We start from the raw sequence: 18,961 nt of genomic DNA, 5'->3' as shown, positions 1-18,961 counted from the left end.
CTTATTTCTCCGCCCGGCACGGCAGCGAGCGCTCGGCCGGAGCATAGATCAGGATGTCGGGCCTGAAGCGCTCCACTTCCTGCATGTCGAAGCCGCAGCTGCGGTGGTGGGTCCACATGTAGGCGGAGGCGCGGGCGGCCAGGAAGCCCGGCCAGAAGTTCTGGGTGAACGAATCGCCGATCACCATGATGCGCGGCCCCGCATGCCCGGTTTCGTACACCTGCGGCTGGAAGGGGTCCTTGGGCGAGCGCTGGGTCGCGATGTCGGGGATGGGCGTCAGGTCCTCGCGCCGCACCATGGCGCCCTTCCGCGGATAGTCCACGTCCGGCACCTCGGCCTTGGTGGCGCCCATGAGGCGCACGAGATCGCCGTCGAACCGCTGGCGGGGCGGGCCGAGCACGTCGGCGGGATCGAACGCGAGGTCGGGCCTGCCCAGGGCCTTCATGGTGGCGTTGAAGCCGAGAACGGCGCCGCGGTCGTTCCAGTGGGTGTCGTTGAGGCGGTAGACCGGCCCGTCCTTCCTCGCCTCCGCCATCACCGGGCGCAGGTCCACGAAGGGCATGCCGCGCGCCGCCATGGTCTTCGCGAGCAGGTCGTATTCGGTCGGCGCGCGCCGCAGGTCGCGCGCATATGCGGGCAGCCGGTCCCAGTTCACGGTCTGGCCGTTGGGCGGCACCACCATCACGAACCGGCCGCCGATGGACTTCATGTAGTTGTCCAGGCGTGAGGCGACATCCGCCACCTGCTCCACCACCCAGGGGCGCACGAGCTGGCCGATGGACTGCTCCACCGCCTGCTGGTCCTTGATGAACAGCGCGCCGCCCTCGCCCTTCATCACCCGCTCGCCGTCGACACCGAGCCAGCGGACGTAACGGTCGTGCGCCGCCAGCACCGCGCCGCGGAAGCCGAAGACGTTGTTGATGTAGGGGTCGAGCCGCTCGGAGGCCCTGAGCCACCAGCTCTCCGCCGGAGCCGTCACCGTGCGCAGGGGCGCCGGCAGGTCGGGCGCGAAGAAGCCGATGGTGGGCAATACCAGCACCGAGAAGAAGAAGACCGCCCAGTAACGGCGGAAGGACATGAGCAGCGCCATGAGGCTCCCCCCTTCTCAGAACTGGAAATAGAGGAAGGGGCTGTAGGCCGCCGCCCCCACCGAGAGCGCGCACAGGATGAAAAGCACCAGCATCACCGTGCTGTCGCCGAGGGCATAGAACGCGCTGCGCAGCCTTTCCGGCAGGCGCATCATGCCCGCGCCGGGCTTCGGCAGGCCGAAGATGGCGAGCGGCCATGCGAGGATGCTGACCGCGATGGTCATCCACTGCAGCTCCGCCAGCAGCGCAGCCGAGACCTCGCCCGTGCCGTTGAGGCCGATGAGGCTCCCGAACAACGTCTTCGACTGCTCAAGCGAGCTCGCGCGGAACCACACCCAGCTCGAGAACAGCACGGCCTGGGTGTAGAGGAAGCCCACCACCGGCGGCGAACGCTCGAGCCACGTGCCGAGCCGGGTGCGCTCCAGCATCAGGAAGAGGCCCTGGTAGAGGCCCCAGACCAGATAATTCCAGCTCGCCCCGTGCCAAAGGCCGCACAGGAAGAACACCGCCCAGAGATTGCCGATGGAGCGCCACGGCCCCTTCCGGCTTCCGCCCAGGGGAATGTAGACATAATCGCGGAACCAGCTCGACAGGCTCATGTGCCAGCGTCGCCAGAACTCACCGATGGAGCGCGAGCGGTAGGGCAGGTTGAAGTTGCGCGGGAACCGCAGCCCCATGGCGATGGCGAGCCCGATGGCCATGTTGGAATAGCCGCCGAAATCGAAATAGAGCTGGATCGCGTAGGCGTTCACGCCGATCCACGCCTCCCAGAGGTTGGGCACCGCCGTCTTGTCGAACACGACCGACACCACCGGCGCCACCTCGTCGGCGATCAGCACCTTCCAGGACAGGCCGATGACGAAGATGCGCAGGCCCGCCGAAACCCGCCCGAGCGTGGTACGCCGCTCGCGGATGCGGTGGGCGATGGTGGAGTAGCGCACGATGGGCCCGGCCACCAGCTGCGGGAACATGGTGATGTAGACCGCGATCTCCTCGAACCGCCCGTTCGCCCGCACCTTCCGGCGATAGACGTCCACCAGGTAGGAGATGGCGTGGAAGGTGAAGAAGGAGATGCCCAGCGGCAGCTCCGGATGCACCACCGGCAGCGCGAGCCCGAGGGGCGAGATGAGAATGTTGAGGTTGGTGGCGAGGAAGCCCGCGTATTTGAAGGCGATCAGCCCCGCGAGATTGACCGCGACCGCGAGCCCCAGCGTCTTCAGCCGGTAGCGTTCGGAGCGCGCGTCGATCAGCAGCGCCAGGAAATAGTTCGCCACGATGGAACTGGCGAGCACCACCACGTTCGCCAGCCCGCCCCAGGCATAGAAGACGATGGAGAAGGCCAGCAGAACGGTATTCTTGATCCGTATGCCCGGCGCCAGGAAGTAGCAGGCCAGGAATGCGGGCAGGAAATAATAAAGGAAGGTGACTGAGGAAAAAACCATCGGGCGTCGCGGGCAGGAGGGGTCTAATACACGAACTGCTCGCGCAGTATGCGCTCTTCCAGGCCGTGGTCCGGGTCGAACAGCATGTCGATGGACGATGAAGTGTCAAGCCGTGCCGAGACTGCGACGATGTTCCGCACCTCGTAATGGTCGGCCGCCGCGCTCACGGGGCGCTTCTCCGCCTCCAGCACCGCGATGTCGATGCGCGCCTTGTCCGGCACCAGCGCGCCGCGCCAGCGGCGGGGGCGGAAGGGCGAGATGGGCGTGATGGCGAGCAGGGCCGTGCCGAGCGGAAGGATCGGCCCGTGCGCGGAGAGATTGTAGGCGGTGGAGCCGGCCGGGGTGGCGATGATGATGCCGTCGCAGATGAGCTCCTCGAGCCGCACCTTGCCATCGATGGAGACCCGGAGCTTGGCCGCCTGATAGGTCTGGCGCAGCAGCGACACCTCGTTGATGGCCGGCGCGCGGTGGCGGGTGCCGTTGGCGTCCATCACCTCCATCACGAGCGGATGGATCCGCACGTGCTGGGCGGCGGCGAGGCGCTCCACCAGATCGTCCTCGCGGAAGGTGTTCATGAGGAAGCCCACCGAGCCGCGATGCATGCCGTAGATGGGCAGGCCCCGGTCCCGGAAATGATGCAGCGTCTGCAGCATCAGCCCGTCGCCGCCCAGCGCCACGATCACATCGGCGTCGGCCACCGAGGTGCCGCCGTAGCGCGCGGCGAGGCGATCGCGCGCGGCCTCCGCTTCCGGCGTCTGGCTGGCGACAAAAGCGATCTTGGGGGAAAGGCCGGCGGATTGGCTCATGGGTGAAGCGTTCAGGACGGCGGCCGGGGCCGCGAGGGGCGGAAGCACCCGCTTTCGTCTAATGCCCCGATCGGGTCTTGTCGAGGCAAAGCAATCGTCCCTGTCGCAATCCTCCGGCGGGAACGGGCGTCAGTGGCGCCGGCCCCGCCTTGGCGGCCGACGGCTTTGGCGCCATCCTGGCGCGGCGCCGGCCACTCCGGGCGACGCCCGGCCATCGAGAGGCGCCCATGAGCCATTCCGCAACCGCCCTGGTCTACACCACCTTCCCGGCGCTGGAGCCCGCGGAGGCCACCGCGCGGCTGCTGGTGGAGCAGCGCCTCGTCGCCTGCGCCAACATCCTGCCGGGCATGGTTTCCATCTACCGTTGGGCGGGCGAGCTGGAACGGGGCGAGGAAGTGGTCATGCTGTTGAAGACCACCGCGGCCCTTGCGGAAAAAGTGGTGGCGACGCTCCGCGCCCTCCACCCCTATGAGCAGCCGGCCATCGTGGTGGTGCCCGTCGCCGGCGGAGATCCCGGCTATATCAGCTGGATCGCCGCCGAGACCGAGCCGCTGCCGCCCGCATGAGCCCTCACGGCACCGGGTTCCACATCACCGGCACGTAGCGATAGCCATCGCCCTCCTTCACCACGTGTGCCGCGCCGGGGAAGGGAAAGTGATAGCCCGCCACCTTCATGCGCTCGGCGGCGAGGCGCTCATAGGTGCGCTGGCGAACCTCGGCGGCCTTGGCGCCGTCCATGTCGAACATCACCTGCCAGGAGGGATTCGCCACGAACAGGGCGGGAATGTTCGTGACATCAGACTGGATGAACAGCGCATCCGCCCCCGAGCCGAGCGTGAAGGAGGTGTGCCCGGGCGTATGGCCGGGGGTGCCGAGGCTGGTGAGGCCGGGCGCCACCTCCTTGTCCCAGGCATAGCGTTCCACCTCGCTCCCGAGCGGCTTGAACACGCGCCGCACGTTCTGGAAGCTGCTTTTCATGCGCTCCGGGGCGCGGCTCGCCTCGCCCTCATCCATCCAGAACGCCCATTCCGCCTCCGGCACGAAGACGCGCGCCTTCGGAAAGGCGGGCGCGCCCTCGGCCGTCAGCAGGCCGTTGATGTGGTCACCGTGGAAATGGGAGATGACCACCTGGTCGATGCTCTCCGCCGGCACGCCGATGGCCGCCAGCGTCTCCCGCGCGCGGCCCACCGGCCCCTGTCCGGGCCCGTTGCCCGTATCCACCAGCACCCGCCGCCCGCCGGTCTCGATCAGCAGCACGTTGAAGGGAATGGAGATCTGGTCCGGCGCGAGGAAGGCGGCGGCGAGCGCCCCGTTCACGGCCTCGCGCGGCGCGTTGCGCACGAAGCCCTCGGGCATGGGGAAGGTGCGCACACCATCGCTGACGGCGGTGACCACCGCATCGCCCACCTTGTAGCGGTAGGCGCTCGGGATCGGCCGCGCAGCGCCCTGCCCCTGCCCCGCGTCCTGCGCCTCGGCCGGCGTGATGCGGGCGCCCAGGAGGCCGGCGACGGTTGCGCCGGCGGTTCCGGCGACGAGGGTGCGGCGCGACAACGCGGTCATGGAGATCCTTCCGGCGCGAGGGAAAGCCTGTGCGGCCGGAGGATAGCCATGCGCGCCCAAACGGTCGACGCCACAAACGAAGGCGCCGCTCACATGCCTGCGAGCGGCGCCGGAAGCCTTGGAATGTGTCCGCGCCTCAGCGGATGGGCGGGGCGTACTGGATGCCGCCCATGCTCCAGAGCTGGTTGATCCCGCGCGGGATGCCGAGCTTGGAGGCGGCGCCGACGTTGCGCTCGTAGCTCTCGCCGTAGTTGCCCACGGCCTTCACCACCAGCACCACGAAGTCGTTGGGCAGGCCGAGGGAGGCGCCGTTGTCGCCCTCCACGCCGAGCAGGCGCTTCACGTCCGGCTTCTGCGACTTCTGCGCCTCATCGAGGTTCGCAGAGGTCACGCCCAGCTCCTCCGCGTTGATCATGCCGTAGAGCACCCACTTCACCACGTTGAACCACTGGTCGTCGCCCTGGCGCACCACGGGGCCGAGCGGCTCCTTGGAGATGACGTCGGGCAGCACGATATGGTCGGCGGGCTTGGCCGTGTTGAGGCGCAGGGCATAGAGCTGCGACACGTCGGTGGTGAGCGTGTCGCACTTGCCCGATTCGTAGGCCTTCACGAGCTCCTCGGAATTGGGCAGCGTGACGAGCTCCAGCTCCATGCCGTTGGCCTTGAAGTAGTCCTGCGTGTTGCCCACCGCGGTGGTGCCTTCCTGCACGCAGACCTTCGACTTGCCGAGCTCCAGAGCCGAGGTGATCTTGCGCGAGTCGCGCACGAGGAAGCCCTGGCCGTCGTAATAGGAGATGCCGGCGAACAGCAGGCCGAGCTTGCCTTCCCGGTCCAGCGTCCAGGTGGAGTTGCGCGAGAGCAGGTCCACCTGCCCCTTCTGCAGGGCGGGGAAGCGCTCCTCCGCCGAGAGGGGCACGAACTTCACCTTGTCACCGCTGCCGAGCACGGCGGCGGCGACCGCGCGGCACAGGTCCACGTCGAAGCCGCTCCACTGCCCCTTGGCGTCGGCTGCCGAGAAGCCCGGCAGGCCCTTCGACACGCCGCAGATGAGCTCGCCGCGGTCCTTCACGGTCTTCAGGGTCTGCGCCGGTGCCGCGGTCTCAGCCGAGGCGCCGGTGGCCGCGAGCGCGACCGCGCCGGCCAGAAGGGCCAGTAACTTCTTCATGAATGCCCCCGGTTCAGGAGAAGAGAAAAAGGGAAAGGGCCACCCTCAGAGGGTGGCCTGCTGGCGCACGATGACCTTCGTGCCCACCGGCACACGCTGGTAGAGGTCGATGATGTCGGAGTTCACGAGGCGGAAGCAGCCCGAGGACACCGCATAGCCGATGGTCTGCGGCTGGTTGGTGCCGTGGATGCGGTAGACCGTGCCGCCAATGTAGAGCGCGCGGGCGCCCATGGGGTTGCCGGGACCGCCGGCCATGAAGCGCGGCAGGTACGGCTGGCGCTCGATCATTTCGGACGGCGGGCGCCAGTCGGGCCATTCGGCCTTGCGCTCGATGCTCTTCAGGCCCGACCACTGGAAGCCGTCGCGGCCGACGCCGATGCCGTAGCGGATGGCGCGATTGTCACCCTGGACGAGATAGAGGAAGCGCTCGTTGGTGCTGATGATGATGGTGCCCGGCGGCTCGGTGGTGCGGAAATACACCGGCTGGCGACGGAAGGCGGGGTCCATCTGGGCCTCGTCGTCATCGGGAGGCACGTAGCCGGGCTGGTCGCCGATATCCATGGTGGCGCCGGGGGTACCGCGCGGCGCCGTCTGCGCATGGCCCGCGCTCACGCCGGCCAGCAGGCCAGCCTGAAGCAGGGCGGCGAAGGTCAAGGTCTTGAAGGTCGAGGAAATCATGCCCGCCTCATCTGTCGCGTCCCTTCGGGAGCAAACGTTGTCACCGGGTTCGGCTTAAGCGCGGCTTAACGCCGGCCGTTCCCCTCACTCACCCCCTCGCGCGGGCCGCGCCTGCCCCATCGTCCCCAAGAGGACTCATGCGGCGTGCACAACCCACATCCCCGCAATTCGATTAGCTGAGCCGCGCCCCGAGGGAAAGGGGGAGCAGCCCCCGCAAGGCGCCGCTTTCCGATCACAACCGCCTCATCCGCCCCGCCGGCCCATACGCCCGGCGGCCATCTGGACGCCGCCGGCCCTTCCCCCTTAAAAGGTGCGCCCCATATGGGACACAAGCCTACCTGCGTGGTGCGCAGGAGTGGGCAGGAGGATGCTTTATGATCTCGTTGACCTTCCCTGACGGCGCCCAGCGCGAGTACGCCGCGGGAACCTCCGGCGCCGACATCGCCGCCCAGATCTCCAAATCCCTGGCCAAGAAGGCGGTTGCCGTCACCCTCGATGGTGAGCTGGCCGACCTTGCCGCCCCCATCGGCGCCGACGCGAAATTCGAGATCGTCACCCGCGACGACCCGCGCGCGCTGGAGATGATCCGCCACGACTGCGCCCACGTGCTGGCGGAGGCGGTGCAGTCCATCTGGCCCGGCACCCAGGTCACCATCGGCCCGGTGATCGAGAACGGCTTCTATTACGATTTCGCCCGCAACGAGCCCTTCACCACCGAGGACCTGCCGGTGATCGAGGCGAAGATGCGCGAGATCATCGCTCGCGACCGCCCCTTCACCAAGGAAGTGTGGACCCGCGACGAGGCCAAGCGCGTCTTCGGCGAGATGGGCGAGAACTACAAGGTCGAGCTGGTGGATGCCATCCCCGCCGACCAGGATGTGAAGATCTACAAGCAGGGCGAGTGGTTCGACCTCTGCCGCGGCCCGCACCTGCCCTCTACCGGCAAGATCGGCAACGCCTTCAAGCTCATGAAGGTGGCCGGCGCCTACTGGCGCGGCGACAGCAACAACCCGATGCTGACCCGCATCTACGGCACCGCCTGGCACGACGAGAAGGAGCTCGCCGCCTACCTCCACCGCCTGGAGGAAGCCGAGAAGCGCGACCATCGTCGCCTCGGCCGGGAGATGGACCTGTTCCACTTCCAGGAGGAAGGTCCCGGCACCGTCTTCTGGCACCCCAAGGGCTGGACCCTGTTCCAGGAGCTGGTGGCCTACATGCGCCGCCGCCTGAAGGCCGACTACCAGGAGGTGAACGCGCCCCAGGTGCTCGACGCCGGCCTGTGGGAGACCTCCGGCCACTGGGGCTGGTACAAGGAGAACATGTTCAAGGTGCAGTCGGCGGGCGACGAGACCAAGGACGAGCGCGTGTTCGCCCTGAAGCCCATGAACTGCCCCGGCCATGTGCAGATCTTCAAGCACGGCCTGAAGAGCTACCGCGACCTGCCCATGCGCCTCGCCGAGTTCGGCGCGGTGCACCGCTACGAGCCCTCCGGCGCGCTGCACGGGCTCATGCGCGTGCGCGGCTTCACCCAGGACGACGCGCACATCTTCTGCACCGAAGAGCAGATGGCGGCCGAGTGCCTGAAGATCAACGACCTGATCCTCTCCACCTATGCCGACTTCGGCTTCGAGGAGATCATCGTGAAGCTCTCCACGCGCCCCGACAAGCGCGTGGGCTCGGATGCCGTGTGGGACCATGCCGAGGAGGTGATGACCCGCGTCCTCAAGCAGATCGAGGAAGCTTCCGGCGGACGCATTAAGACCGGCATCCTGCCGGGCGAGGGCGCCTTCTACGGGCCGAAGTTCGAATACACCCTGCGTGACGCCATCGGCCGCGAATGGCAGTGCGGCACCACCCAGGTGGACTTCAACCTGCCGGAGCGCTTCGGCGCCTTCTATGTGGATGCCGACGGCCAGAAGAAGACGCCGGTGATGATCCACCGCGCCATCTGCGGCTCCATGGAGCGCTTCACCGGCATCCTGATCGAGCATTTCGCCGGGCACTTCCCGCTCTGGCTCGCGCCCACCCAGGTGGTGGTGGCCACCATTACCTCGGAGGCCGACGCCTACGCCGAGGAAGTGGTGGCGAAGCTGAAGGCGGCGGGCCTGCGCGCCGAAATTGATCTTCGCAACGAGAAGATCAACCTCAAGGTGCGCGAGCATTCGCTGGCCAAGGTTCCGGTGCTGCTGGTGGCGGGCAAGAAGGAAGCGGCCGAGCGCACGCTCTCCATCCGCCGCCTGGGCTCCAACGCCCAGGAAAGCGGGAGCCTGGACCAGGTGCTCGCCGCGCTGAGCGACGAGGCCGTGCCGCCGGACCTGAAGCGCAGGGCGTGCGCCGCGGCGGCCTGAGCGGAACATCTCACCTGTCTTGAGGAGAACCCCGAAGCCCCGCTTCGGGGTTCTTTTTTGCCCGCCGAATTTGGCTCCCCCGGCCGTTTACAGAGTTCGCCCGGCGCCGCATGCCGCAGCCTTCGGAAAGGCAGGCTCGGGCGGCGCGGACCCGCGGGGGCAAGACGCTCCGGGAGCGCCGCCTGCCTTCCGGCGCAGGGGGTCATCGGCCCGAAACAGACTCACGCGGCGTCCGGTGACAGGGCGAGCGACTGTGCGCCTTCGCGACCCGCAACCCGCGAGGCTACTGGTCCTTCTCCAGGGTCCTGAAAGAGGCTACTGGTCCTTCTCCAGGGTCCTGAAATAGGCCGCGAGGTCCTCGGCCTGGGCGCGGGTCAGGGAGATCTGGGGCATCTGGGGATGGGGGGAGAGAAGCCGGAAGGCGATCCACTCCGCCGAGGGATCGAGCGCCCGGCGCACGATGGAGGCGAAGGGCGGCGCATCGCTCTGCGCCCGCTCCTGGGCGCGGTCCACCACATGGCAGCTCGCGCACCATGTCTTCGCCAGGGCCTGCCCCGCGGCGGCATCGCCGCCGGCCATCGCCGTGCCCTCCCCCGCCAGAACTGAAACGAAAACGACGGCCGCCGCCAGCGGGCCGGATGCAGGACGCAAAGGACGGATCACGGGCCTCGCCTTTCGCTGGGTCGCGGTCACAAACGATGATGCGCTATTGCATCATCACTTCCAAGTTCTGGTCCTTGCCGGCCTCCACCTTGAAGTCGCGGCTGAAATTCTTGCCGTCGTGGCGCCCGATGGCGGTGTAGTCGCCCTCTGAAAGCACGAAGGTGGGAAAGGCGCCAATGGATTCCTTGATGGTGTCGCCGCCGGGGGTGATAACGGTCCACTGGGTGTCGGGCTGCGCCTCGCCGCCCTTTGCCCTCACCAGCTTCAGCATCACCTGCGCGGCACGATGGTGCATGGTGGCGTCGGTGAGCTTGCCGTGCGTCACGTTCACGTCCGCGCGCACCACCGCGTTGGCGTCGCCATAGGTGGAGACCACGTGGTAGGTGCCCTCGGGCAGCAGGACCACCTCGCCGGCGCCGGCGCCGCGGTAATAGGGCTGGCTCGAGGCGCGCCCCTGCAGGAACGAGCCCTCGTAGATGTCGAAAGTGAGCTTCTGGGCGGCGATGGCGTGGTTTTCCACGTCCGCCTGGAGGCGCAGTCCGCCGGCCGGCAGCGCGAACGCCTCGCGCCGCGAGACGGCGCCCACCACCACACGCTGCGCCGTGGTGGCGAGCCCGTAGGTGACGTGCACGATGTAGCCGCCCGGGGTGAGAAAGAAGACCGGCGCCGCCTCCGCGCTTTCCGCCACAAGCGCGAAGGCGCCCGTGCTCTCCGGCTGGTCCGCGAACACCCGCCACACCAGCCCGCGCTGCACCGGCGCCCCCTCATCGCCGAAGCGGGCGAACACGCCGAGCGCGGCCTTGCCGGGCGGCGCGCTGGGCAGCACCGCGTGGGGCTCGCGCGATCCCGCGGAAGGCGGGCTTCCTGCGCCGGGCGCGAGCACGGGAGAGCGCTGGCCGGGGCCGGCGGGCGGGGCCGCGAAGGGGCCAGCCTGGGGCACCGCAGCCGTCGAGCCGAGAAACTGCATGCTCTGCGCACCCGCAGGAATGCTCCACGACAAAGCCGCCGCCAAAGCGAGCGCCATGAGGACCAGCGGCCGGCCGGTCGGGCCGGAGCTGCGGGAAAGACGCCGGAACAGGGGAGCGAAGCACGTCATTGCCTTGAGGTGCACAAAATTCGGGGCGGTTTCAAGTCGCCGCCGTCATGCCGCTGCGGCAGCGCGGCGCGGCAATGGCGCGCTTTCATCCCCTGCCCCCTCGCCTTTATAGATCGGCCAGACCCGCCCGGCTCGCAGCCGGCTACCAGCGAAGGCCCCGCCCCATGCCCGACGCCATCGAGCTCCTGAGCACGCGCCGCTCCTCCCGCATCATCGATCTCCAGGAGCCCGCCCCCTCCGCGGAGGAGCTGGACGCCATCCTCACCATCGCCGCCCGCGTGCCCGACCATGGCAAGCTCGCCCCCTGGCGCTTCATCGTCTTCGAGGGCGAAGGCCGTGCCCGTGCCGGCGAGGCCCTGGCCCACGTGCTCGCGGCCAAGGACGGCGAGGCGAGCGAAAGGCGGCTGGAGGAGGAGCGCGCCCGCTTCCTGCGGGTGCCGCTGGTGGTGGGCGTCGTTTCCAGCGCCGCGCCCCATGTGAAGATCCCCGAGTGGGAGCAGCTTCTCTCGGCCGCCGCCTGTTGCCAGAACATGCTGCTGGCGACGCTCGCGCTCGGCTACGGCGCCACCTGGATCAGCGAATGGCCGACCTATGACGCCGATGCGCGCGCGGCCCTGGGGCTGGCCGCCCACGAGCGCGTGGCAGGCTTCATCTACATCGGCACGCCGGCCCAGAAGCTGGAGGATCGCCCGCGGCCGGACCTCTCGCGGATCGTCACCCGGTTCTGAACCGGGGTCAGCGCTGTCCGGAGTGGCGGTAGCAATCCACCAAATGGTCGTCCACGAGGCCGCAGGCCTGCATGGCGGCATAGACGATGGTGGGTCCGCAGAACTTGAAGCCCAGTCCTTTCAGCCGCTTGGAGAGCGCGCGCGATTCGGGCGTCTCGGCCTGGGCTTCGGAGAGGTGCCGCAGGTGGTTCACCCGCCGCTCGCCGCCCACCGCCTCCCACATCAGGTCGGAGAAGGAGATCCCCTTCTCCCGCAGGTCGAGATAGGCGCGGGCGGAGAGCACCGCGCCCTCGATCTTGGCGCGGTTGCGCACGATGCCGGCGTCCTGCATCAGCGCCTCCACCCTGGAGGCATCATAGCGCGCGATGATCTCGGGCTCGAAGCCGTCGAAGGCGCGGCGGAAATTCTCCCGCTTGCGCAATATGGTGATCCAGGCGAGGCCGGCCTGGAAGCCGTCGAGCAGCAGCTTCTCGAACAGCGCCCGGCTGTCGCGCTCCGGCACGCCCCATTCCTCGTCGTGGTAGGCGACATAGAGCGGGTCGGTGCCGCACCACGGGCAGCGCAGCCGCCCGTCCCCGTGCGCGACGGCCTCGCCGGTGCCCATCAGCTCTTGGCTCCCTTGAACTTGGCGTCGAGCGCGCTCGTCTTGCGCTCCCACTCCAGCGGAAACTCGGCCCAGTCGGGCGCCTTCAGCTCCACCTCCGTCCCGGCCACGGTGAGGGGAACCCCCTCGGCCCTGGCATCCGTGGCGCGGTCGAGACGCACGGTGGCGATGGCCTTGGCGCCGGCCACGGACGACAGGCGGCCGATGCTCCTGTCGCCGGCCATGATCTCGGCCCCGGTCTCGGCCGGAGCGGGCAGAACCACCTCCACCAAGCGGTTGCGGGCGGTCGTGCGGTGCTCCATGCGGCTCACCACCTCCTGGCCCACATAGCACCCCTTCTTGAAGTCCACGCCGCCGAGCTGGTCCATGTCGGCCTCGTGGGGGAAGGTCTCGCCATAGGGGAAATCCACGCCGCCCTTGGGAATGCCGAGGCCGATGCGGTGCGCCTCGTAGGCGTCGAGACCGGCCGGCAACCCCTCGGCCACCGCCTTCGGCAGCACCAGCCGGCGCCCGAGGGCGGCAAGGCGCGGGTCCGTGAAGGCAGGCCCCTCGGGCACGTCCTCCGCCGCGCCGAACACGGCGGCAACCGCGAGATCGCCGGCCTTCTCGAACGCCACCTTGGCGCGCAGCCGATGGAAGGTGAGGCGCTTCAGCAGATCGTCGGCCTGCGCGGCGGGAACATCGAGGAGGAAGCTCTCCTCCCCGTCGCGATAGATGAGGAAATCGGAGAGAATCTTGCCCTGCGGGAACAGCAGGGCGCCGTAGCGCGCATCGCCCACCGCCATGGTGGCGACGTTGCAGGTGATGACGCCGTGGAGGAACTTGGCCGTCTCCGGGCCGGATGCACGAATGAGGGCACGATCGGTCAAATGAACGACGGGCATGGGACCGTCCTTTCTGAGGCAATCCCCAAGATGTAAGCCGAGCGCCCCGCCCCCTCAAGTGCGCCGCGCCGGCGCCCATCCCCGTCGCGCGGGGGCGCTTGAGGAGAACGCCCGCGACCGTGCCGCTTGCCACGCGCGCGCCCAGGGGCTTGAGTGGGGTGACCTCATCTCATCGCCGTGCCATGACCCTGCCTCATCCCCGCATCCTGAACGCCCGCGACCGCGCCATCCCGTTGGGCCCGCGCACCCTCGTCATGGGCATCCTGAACGTGACGCCCGATTCGTTTTCCGACGGCGGCCGCAGCGCCAGGCCCGACGACGCCCTCGCCAATGCCCGGCGGCTGGTGGCGGAGGGCGCCGACATCCTCGACGTCGGCGGCGAATCCACCCGCCCCGGCCACACGCCGGTGCCGGCGGACGCGGAATGGGCGCGCCTCGCCACGGTGCTGCCCGCGCTGGCGGCTGAGATGCCGGTTCCCATCTCCGTGGACACCTACAAGGCCGAGGTGGCGGAAAAGGCGCTGAAGGCCGGCGCCCACATCGTCAACGACGTATGGGGCTTCGCCCACGACCCCGACATGGCCCGCGTGGTGGCGGACCACGACGCGGCGGCGGTGGTGATGCACAACCGCGCCGAGGTGGACGAGACGCTCGACATCGTGGCCGACATGCTCGCCTTCTTCGAAACAGCCCTGGAGAAGGCCGAGCGGGCGGGCGTGAAGCGCGGGAAGATCGTGCTCGATCCCGGCATCGGCTTCGGCAAGACCTTTCCGCAGAACCTCGCCGCCATCCGCCGGCTCGACGAGCTTCGCGTGCTGGGCCTGCCGATCCTGCTCGGCACCTCGCGCAAGTCGCTCATCGGCAAGGTGATCGAGACCACCCCGGCCGAGCGCCTGCCGGGCACCATCGCCTCCAACGTCATCGGCATCATGGCGGGGGTGGAGATCATCCGCGTCCACGATGTCGCCGCGCATGTGCAGGCGGCGCGCGTCGCGGAAGCCATCCGGGACGCCTCATGAGCGCAGAGACGGCCTATCTGTGCCTCGGCTCCAACGTGGGCGACCGGGCGGGAACCCTCGGCCTTGCCCTCGGCGTGCTGGCGCGGGCGGGGCTCATCATCCGCGCCCGCTCCGCGCTTTACGAAACGCCGCCCTGGGGCCCGGTGCCGCAGGGCCCCTATCTCAACCAGGTGGTGGAGGTGGAAAGCCCGGTGGGCGCGCGCAGCCTCCTGTTCCTGTGCCTGCTGGTGGAGCGGATGCTGGGGCGCGACCGCGCGCGCGAGGTGCGCTTCGGCCCCCGGCGCATCGACATCGACATCCTGCTCCACGGCCGCGCGAAGGTGGCCGAGCCGGATCTGGAGATCCCCCATCCGCGCCTGCTGGAGCGGGCCTTCGCTTTGGTGCCGCTGGTGGAGATCGCGCCCGACATCGTCATCGACGGCACGCGCGCCGCCGACGCCCTGGCACGGCTCGATGCGGGTGGCATCCGCGCCTTCGCCCGCTGAAGCGCCGGCCGCGCGTCGGCTCCCCGACAGCGCTCGAAGTTCTGCATCGGCGCATGTCTTCACGCGAACCGGGAACCGCTATGCCGGGAAACGCTCCAAGGGGCGCACCCCTGACGAAAAAGCCCCCGCGCCGACGGGCGGCGCGGGGGTCGGAGGTTTCTTGAAGATGCGCGGGAGCGTCAGTTGAGGGTGCCCCCGAACTTATCGACCTGCCGCTTCACTTCGTCCTTCGTGAGCCCGTAGCGCTCCTGGATCTTGCCTTCGAGGGCCTCGCGCTGGCCCGCGATCTGGGTGAGGTCATCATCGGTCAGCTTGCCCCACTGGGCCTTCACTTGCCCGGAGAGCTGCTTCCAGTTCCCCTCGATGCGATCCCAATTCATCGGCTTCTCCTCCTCGGTAGCGCGGGCGGCGACCACCACGGCGCGGCCATGCCCGCCCGCCGTTGAGGCACGGCCCGAAGGCGCCGCGCCGGACATCCGGCGGCGGAGCGAAGGCTCCGGAACCGCCGGGTCGAAGTGGAAATTTGCCTGGACAACGCCCGCGGACCGTGCCGAGTTCCGTTGCAATGCGAAGACGAGGCCGGCGCTGTCCGGCCGCAGGGGAGAAGAAGGACGATGACGGCTGCGCGTGTGCTGGACGATGCGAAGCTCGCCGAAGGGGTCGCGAGGGGCGAGCGCGCCGCGCTGGCGCGGGCCATCACCCTCGTCGAATCGCGTCGCGCCGACCACCGCGCACGCGCGCAGGCGCTGCTCCAGTCGCTTCTGCCGCGCACGGGCGGGGCCTTCCGCGTGGGCATCACCGGCGTGCCGGGCGTGGGCAAGTCCACCACCATCGATGCCCTCGGCACCCACCTCACCGGCCTCGGGCACAAGGTGGCGGTGCTGGCGGTGGACCCCTCCTCCAGCCGCACCGGCGGCTCCATCCTGGGCGACAAGACCCGCATGGCGCGCCTCTCCATGGACGAGCGCGCCTTCATCCGCCCCTCCCCCTCGAGCGGCACCCTGGGCGGCATCGCGGCCAAGACGCGCGAGACCATGCTGCTGTGCGAGGCCGCCGGCTTCGACGTGGTGCTGGTGGAAACCGTGGGCGTCGGCCAGTCCGAGACGGCGGTGGCCGACCTCACCGACACCTTCCTCGTGCTGATGCTGCCCGGCGCGGGCGACGAGCTGCAGGGCATCAAGAAGGGCGTGCTGGAGCTTGCCGACATCGTCGCCGTGAACAAGGCCGACGGCGACAACGTGACCCGCGCCCGCGCCGCCGCGAGCGAATATCGCGCCGCGCTCCACCTGCTGGGCGCGCGGCAGGCCCACTGGTCGCCGCCGGTGCTCACCTATTCCGCCCTCACCGGCGACGGCATCGCCGAAATGTGGGCGCAGGTGGTGCTGCACCGGCAGAAATGCGAGGCCGCCGGCGCCTTCGCCGCCACCCGGCAGGCCCAGCAGGTGCGCTGGATGTGGACCCTGCTCAATGAACGGCTCGCCGAGAAGGTCTCCTCCGACCCCGGCGTGAAAGCCCGCCTGCCGGCGCTGGAGCGCGAGGTGGCGGCCGGCACCCTAGCCCCCGCGCTCGCGGCGGCCGAGATCGCCGGCCTCATCGGCCTCTAGCGCCATGCCGGCACGGGTGCGCGGTCGTTCCGGGACCGGGATTGCGAAGCGGCGGGATCTGGGGCGCATCCGCTCGCACCGCTTGGGCCCCGGGTTCGTGTGATGGCCGTGGGCCCGCGCATCCTCATCTGCGCCTTCGGGCCCTTTCCGGGCGTGCCGGCGAACCCGTCCGAACGCCTCGCCCGCGCCCTCGCGCGCATGCGCCGCCCGGCGCTCGCGGACTGCGAGCTTGCCCTCGAGATCCTGCCGACACGCTGGGAGGCCCTTGGCCTGCTCCAACGGCACCTCCACCGGCACGCGCCCGACGCGGTTCTGCTCATGGGCGTCGCCCCACGCCGCCGCGTCCTGTGCGTGGAAACCCGTGCGGTGAACGCCGCCGCCGACCGGCCCGACGCCGCCCGCAGGCATCCGCCCACGCGGCTCATCGAAGCCGCGGCGCCGCCCGTGCTGCGCGCGACGGCGCGGGTGCCGGCGCTTATCGCCGCCGCGCGCGAAACCGGCGTGCCCGTCCGCCTCTCGCGCGATGCCGGGCGCTATCTCTGCAACGCCAGCTACCTCACCGCACTCACACAGGCGCAGGGGCGGCCCGTGGTATTTGTTCACGTTCCCGGCCGCATGCCGGCCCGCCGTGCCGCCCTGCCCCGCGCCCTCGGCGCGCTGCTGGTGGCGCTGGCGGCCCAGGCCCGGCAGCGTTGAGATGCCTCCTGCGTCCACGCCGGGCATATCCAGAATTCATCTGGAAAACCCTCGGGGTAGCCATACTGAATCGGTGTTGGAACTCAGCAAGGGCCAACACCCGCCTTCCAGCCGAACCAGACCGCCGAAAAGGCGCGGATGGGGCGGCCATGGCACGCCTTTGGCCTTCTCAGGGCCGGCGCGATGGCGTAAAGCCGCCCCAACCGCCGTGACCCGCTACGGACGATCCCCGTGACCATCTACCTGCCGATCGCCGAACTGCCGGTGGTCATCTTCACCGTCTTCGCCATGGGGCTCGCGGTGGGCTTCATCTCGGGGATGTTCGGGGTGGGCGGCGGCTTCCTGATGACCCCGCTGCTGATCTTCACCGGCGTGCCGGCCGCCGTGGCGGTGGCGAGCGTGTCGCCCTACATGGCCGCCTCGTCCTTCTCCGGCGCCTTGTCCTACCTGCGAAAAGGCATGGTGGACCTGCCGCTGGCCGGCGTGCTGCTGATCGGCGGCCTGACGGGGACGGCGGCGGGCGTGGCGCTATTCCTCTGGCTGCGGATCATCGGCCAGGTGGATCTGTTCATCCACATCGCCTACACGCTGCTGCTCGGCGCCATCGGCACCATGATGCTGGTGGAAAGCGTGCGCGCCATCCGTCGCAGCCGGCGGGGCGAGGCCCCGACCGTGCGCCGGCCCGGTACCCACGCCTGGTTCATGCGCCTGCCGCTGAAGATGCGCTTCCGCCGCTCGCGGATCTACGTGTCCGCGATCCCGGTGGTGGGCATCGGCTTCGTCATCGGCGTGCTGGGGGCGGTGCTGGGCGTCGGCGGCGGCTTCATCCTGGTGCCCGCGCTCATCTACATGCTGCGGGTGCCCACCACCACCTCGGTCGGCACCTCGCTGGTGCTCACCCTCGTCACCATGGCCGGCGCCACCGTGCTGCATGCCGAGGCGAACGGAACGGTGGACGCCGTGCTCGCCCTGGTGCTCATGATCGGCGGCACCATGGGGGCGCAGTTCGGCGCCCGCACCGGCCAGACCCTGCGGCCGGAGAACCTGCGCTTCCTCCTGGGCCTGCTGGTGCTCTCGGTGGGGCTGCGGGTGGCGGTGGATCTGGTGCGCACACCGGCCGACCTTTACGTGGTCAACCCGATCGAGGTGCGCCGGTGAGCGCGCCGCGCACACGGCGCCGCCGCGCCCTACTGCAAGCGGCGGTGCTGGCGCTCGCCCTTGCCTGCGGCGCGCGCGCGGCCACCGCGCAGGAGGGCAAGGCGGATCGCCTGGTGGTTTCCGTGTCGCAGCCGCAGGTACGCATCACCTCCACCTTCACGGGCGCCGAGCTGGTGGTGTTCGGCGTCGCCGAAACCGCGCAGGCCGGCTCCGCGCCGGACGTGGTGGTGACGGTGCGCGGGCCGAAGCAGAGCTTCGTCACCTGGCGCAAGTCCCGCGTGCTCGGCCTGTGGGTGAACGCCGACAGCCGCACCTTCATCGAAGTGCCCGCCTTCCTCAGCGTGCAGGCAAGCCGCCCGGTCGAGGACATGGCGCCGCCCGAAGTGCTGCGCGTGGAGCAGATCGGCCTCTCGCGCAACGTGCTGACGCAGCTGGTCGGCCCCGACTATGCGGACGTGGTGCCAACCGACGCCTTCCGCCTCGCCTTCCTCAGAACCCAGGAGGCGGAGGACCTGTATCAGGAGAACCCGAACGGCGTCACCTTCCTCGCGCCGCGGGTGTTCCGCGCCAATCTCACCATTCCCGGCCGGGCACCCATCGGGCGCTATGATGTCAGCGTCAAGTTGCTGCGCGAGGGGAGAGTGACGGCACAAGAACTCCAGCATTTTGAAGTCAACAGAACAGGATTTGAACAGGAGATCGCCTCATTCTCCCATAATGATGCGCTCATATACGGCATCGTCGTCGCCATCGGCAGCCTTATTATCGGGTTCATAGGAAATTTCCTTTTCCGAAAAGAATAGCGCTCTGGAAATGGTAAATTGTGACCATTTGCATACCGAAGCGTAAAGTTGCAGTGAAGGATCTCCTCGCGGATTGATCTACGCGCGATTATCCCATCGCTCTTTTTTTTGCTTGAACTTCAAGCCCGATCGCG

The 18,961-nt window shown here is 69.1% G+C and carries 20 protein-coding genes; 9 read left to right on the top strand and 11 right to left on the bottom strand.

Going from position 1 to position 18,961, the window contains the following annotated elements; translation table 11 throughout:
- Position 1 precedes the first annotated feature (1 nt).
- The 3 genes from V5F75_RS12110 to V5F75_RS12100 are packed head-to-tail and all read right to left on the bottom strand — an operon-like array spanning position 2 to position 3,336.
- Complete coding sequence (locus V5F75_RS12110; RefSeq protein WP_394037096.1) at positions 2 to 1,090, bottom strand: alginate O-acetyltransferase AlgX-related protein; 1,089 nt, start codon at positions 1,088 to 1,090, stop codon at positions 2 to 4.
- 15 nt (positions 1,091 to 1,105) lie between these two features.
- Positions 1,106 to 2,530 carry an MBOAT family O-acyltransferase gene (locus V5F75_RS12105; protein WP_394037098.1) on the bottom strand — a complete coding sequence of 475 codons (1,425 nt, stop codon included), beginning with the start codon at positions 2,528 to 2,530 and terminating at the stop codon, positions 1,106 to 1,108.
- A 23-nt stretch (positions 2,531 to 2,553) separates the two neighbouring features.
- Positions 2,554 to 3,336, bottom strand: a complete 783-nt coding sequence (locus V5F75_RS12100) for an NAD kinase (RefSeq protein ID WP_394037100.1) — start codon at positions 3,334 to 3,336, stop codon at positions 2,554 to 2,556.
- 227 nt (positions 3,337 to 3,563) lie between these two features.
- Between V5F75_RS12100 and cutA the strand changes: the two genes are divergently transcribed.
- The gene (gene cutA / locus V5F75_RS12095; protein WP_394037102.1) at positions 3,564 to 3,902 is read left to right on the top strand and encodes a divalent-cation tolerance protein CutA; all 339 of its coding nucleotides are present in this window, start codon (positions 3,564 to 3,566) and stop codon (positions 3,900 to 3,902) included.
- A gap of 4 nt (positions 3,903 to 3,906) precedes the next feature.
- Here cutA and V5F75_RS12090 read toward each other — a convergent pair whose 3' ends face one another.
- From V5F75_RS12090 to V5F75_RS12080, 3 genes are all read right to left on the bottom strand, one after another.
- Positions 3,907 to 4,896 carry an MBL fold metallo-hydrolase gene (locus V5F75_RS12090; protein ID WP_394037104.1) on the bottom strand — a complete coding sequence of 330 codons (990 nt, stop codon included), beginning with the start codon at positions 4,894 to 4,896 and terminating at the stop codon, positions 3,907 to 3,909.
- Positions 4,897 to 5,032: 136 nt separating this feature from the next.
- Entirely contained in the window at positions 5,033 to 6,061 is a 1,029-nt protein-coding gene (locus V5F75_RS12085; RefSeq protein WP_394037106.1) for an amino acid ABC transporter substrate-binding protein, read from the bottom strand.
- Positions 6,062 to 6,106: 45 nt separating this feature from the next.
- Positions 6,107 to 6,739, bottom strand: coding sequence for a L,D-transpeptidase (locus tag V5F75_RS12080; protein WP_393990230.1), 633 nt, complete (start codon positions 6,737 to 6,739; stop codon positions 6,107 to 6,109).
- A gap of 374 nt (positions 6,740 to 7,113) precedes the next feature.
- Between V5F75_RS12080 and thrS the strand changes: the two genes are divergently transcribed.
- A complete protein-coding gene (gene thrS / locus V5F75_RS12075) occupies positions 7,114 to 9,087 on the top strand; it encodes a threonine--tRNA ligase (protein ID WP_394037108.1) in 1,974 nt (657 codons plus the stop codon).
- Positions 9,088 to 9,402: 315 nt separating this feature from the next.
- Here the strand turns inward: thrS and V5F75_RS12070 are convergent, their stop codons facing one another.
- Both V5F75_RS12070 and V5F75_RS12065 read right to left on the bottom strand, forming a co-directional pair.
- Entirely contained in the window at positions 9,403 to 9,750 is a 348-nt protein-coding gene (locus tag V5F75_RS12070; protein ID WP_394037109.1) for a c-type cytochrome, read from the bottom strand.
- A gap of 43 nt (positions 9,751 to 9,793) precedes the next feature.
- Complete coding sequence (locus V5F75_RS12065) at positions 9,794 to 10,717, bottom strand: RgsD C-terminal domain-containing protein (RefSeq protein ID WP_394037111.1); 924 nt, start codon at positions 10,715 to 10,717, stop codon at positions 9,794 to 9,796.
- A 293-nt stretch (positions 10,718 to 11,010) separates the two neighbouring features.
- On the opposite strand from V5F75_RS12065, the gene V5F75_RS12060 reads away from it, so the two are divergent.
- On the top strand, positions 11,011 to 11,574 hold the full coding sequence (locus tag V5F75_RS12060) for a nitroreductase family protein (RefSeq protein WP_394037113.1): 564 nt from the start codon (positions 11,011 to 11,013) through the stop codon (positions 11,572 to 11,574).
- Between the two features lie 7 nt (positions 11,575 to 11,581).
- Here the strand turns inward: V5F75_RS12060 and V5F75_RS12055 are convergent, their stop codons facing one another.
- On the bottom strand, positions 11,582 to 12,178 hold the full coding sequence (locus tag V5F75_RS12055) for a DNA-3-methyladenine glycosylase I (protein ID WP_394037115.1): 597 nt from the start codon (positions 12,176 to 12,178) through the stop codon (positions 11,582 to 11,584).
- Complete coding sequence (gene ygfZ, locus V5F75_RS12050) at positions 12,178 to 13,062, bottom strand: CAF17-like 4Fe-4S cluster assembly/insertion protein YgfZ (RefSeq protein ID WP_394037117.1); 885 nt, start codon at positions 13,060 to 13,062, stop codon at positions 12,178 to 12,180. The genes V5F75_RS12055 and ygfZ overlap by 1 nt, the downstream gene beginning before the upstream one ends.
- A 182-nt stretch (positions 13,063 to 13,244) precedes the next feature.
- On the opposite strand from ygfZ, the gene folP reads away from it, so the two are divergent.
- Both folP and folK read left to right on the top strand, forming a co-directional pair.
- Complete coding sequence (gene folP, locus V5F75_RS12045) at positions 13,245 to 14,081, top strand: dihydropteroate synthase (protein ID WP_394037119.1); 837 nt, start codon at positions 13,245 to 13,247, stop codon at positions 14,079 to 14,081.
- A complete protein-coding gene (folK, locus tag V5F75_RS12040) occupies positions 14,078 to 14,566 on the top strand; it encodes a 2-amino-4-hydroxy-6-hydroxymethyldihydropteridine diphosphokinase (RefSeq protein ID WP_394037121.1) in 489 nt (162 codons plus the stop codon). The genes folP and folK overlap by 4 nt, the downstream gene beginning before the upstream one ends.
- Before the next feature lie 179 nt (positions 14,567 to 14,745).
- Here folK and V5F75_RS12035 read toward each other — a convergent pair whose 3' ends face one another.
- A complete protein-coding gene (locus V5F75_RS12035) occupies positions 14,746 to 14,946 on the bottom strand; it encodes a CsbD family protein (protein ID WP_394037123.1) in 201 nt (66 codons plus the stop codon).
- Positions 14,947 to 15,180: 234 nt separating this feature from the next.
- On the opposite strand from V5F75_RS12035, the gene meaB reads away from it, so the two are divergent.
- The 4 genes from meaB to V5F75_RS12015 all read left to right on the top strand — a co-directional run bounded on the left by meaB (position 15,181) and on the right by V5F75_RS12015 (position 18,827).
- Positions 15,181 to 16,170, top strand: coding sequence for a methylmalonyl Co-A mutase-associated GTPase MeaB (meaB, locus tag V5F75_RS12030; protein ID WP_394037125.1), 990 nt, complete (start codon positions 15,181 to 15,183; stop codon positions 16,168 to 16,170).
- A 102-nt stretch (positions 16,171 to 16,272) separates the two neighbouring features.
- Positions 16,273 to 16,866: a pyroglutamyl-peptidase I gene (locus tag V5F75_RS12025; RefSeq protein WP_394037127.1), complete on the top strand. Its 594-nt coding sequence runs from the start codon at positions 16,273 to 16,275 to the stop codon at positions 16,864 to 16,866.
- Positions 16,867 to 17,097: 231 nt separating this feature from the next.
- Positions 17,098 to 18,024: a sulfite exporter TauE/SafE family protein gene (locus tag V5F75_RS12020; RefSeq protein ID WP_394037129.1), complete on the top strand. Its 927-nt coding sequence runs from the start codon at positions 17,098 to 17,100 to the stop codon at positions 18,022 to 18,024.
- Entirely contained in the window at positions 18,021 to 18,827 is an 807-nt protein-coding gene (locus tag V5F75_RS12015) for a TIGR02186 family protein (protein WP_394037131.1), read from the top strand. Before V5F75_RS12020 ends, V5F75_RS12015 begins: the two co-directional genes overlap by 4 nt.
- Positions 18,828 to 18,961: the final 134 nt, after the last annotated feature.

It is taken from the genome of Xanthobacter albus (genome assembly GCF_043194895.2).
In the GTDB taxonomy this organism is placed as follows: domain Bacteria; phylum Pseudomonadota; class Alphaproteobacteria; order Rhizobiales; family Xanthobacteraceae; genus Xanthobacter.
The sequence above is the reverse complement of the archived record's forward strand: the minus strand, read 5'-3'. Positions and strand labels throughout refer to the sequence as shown.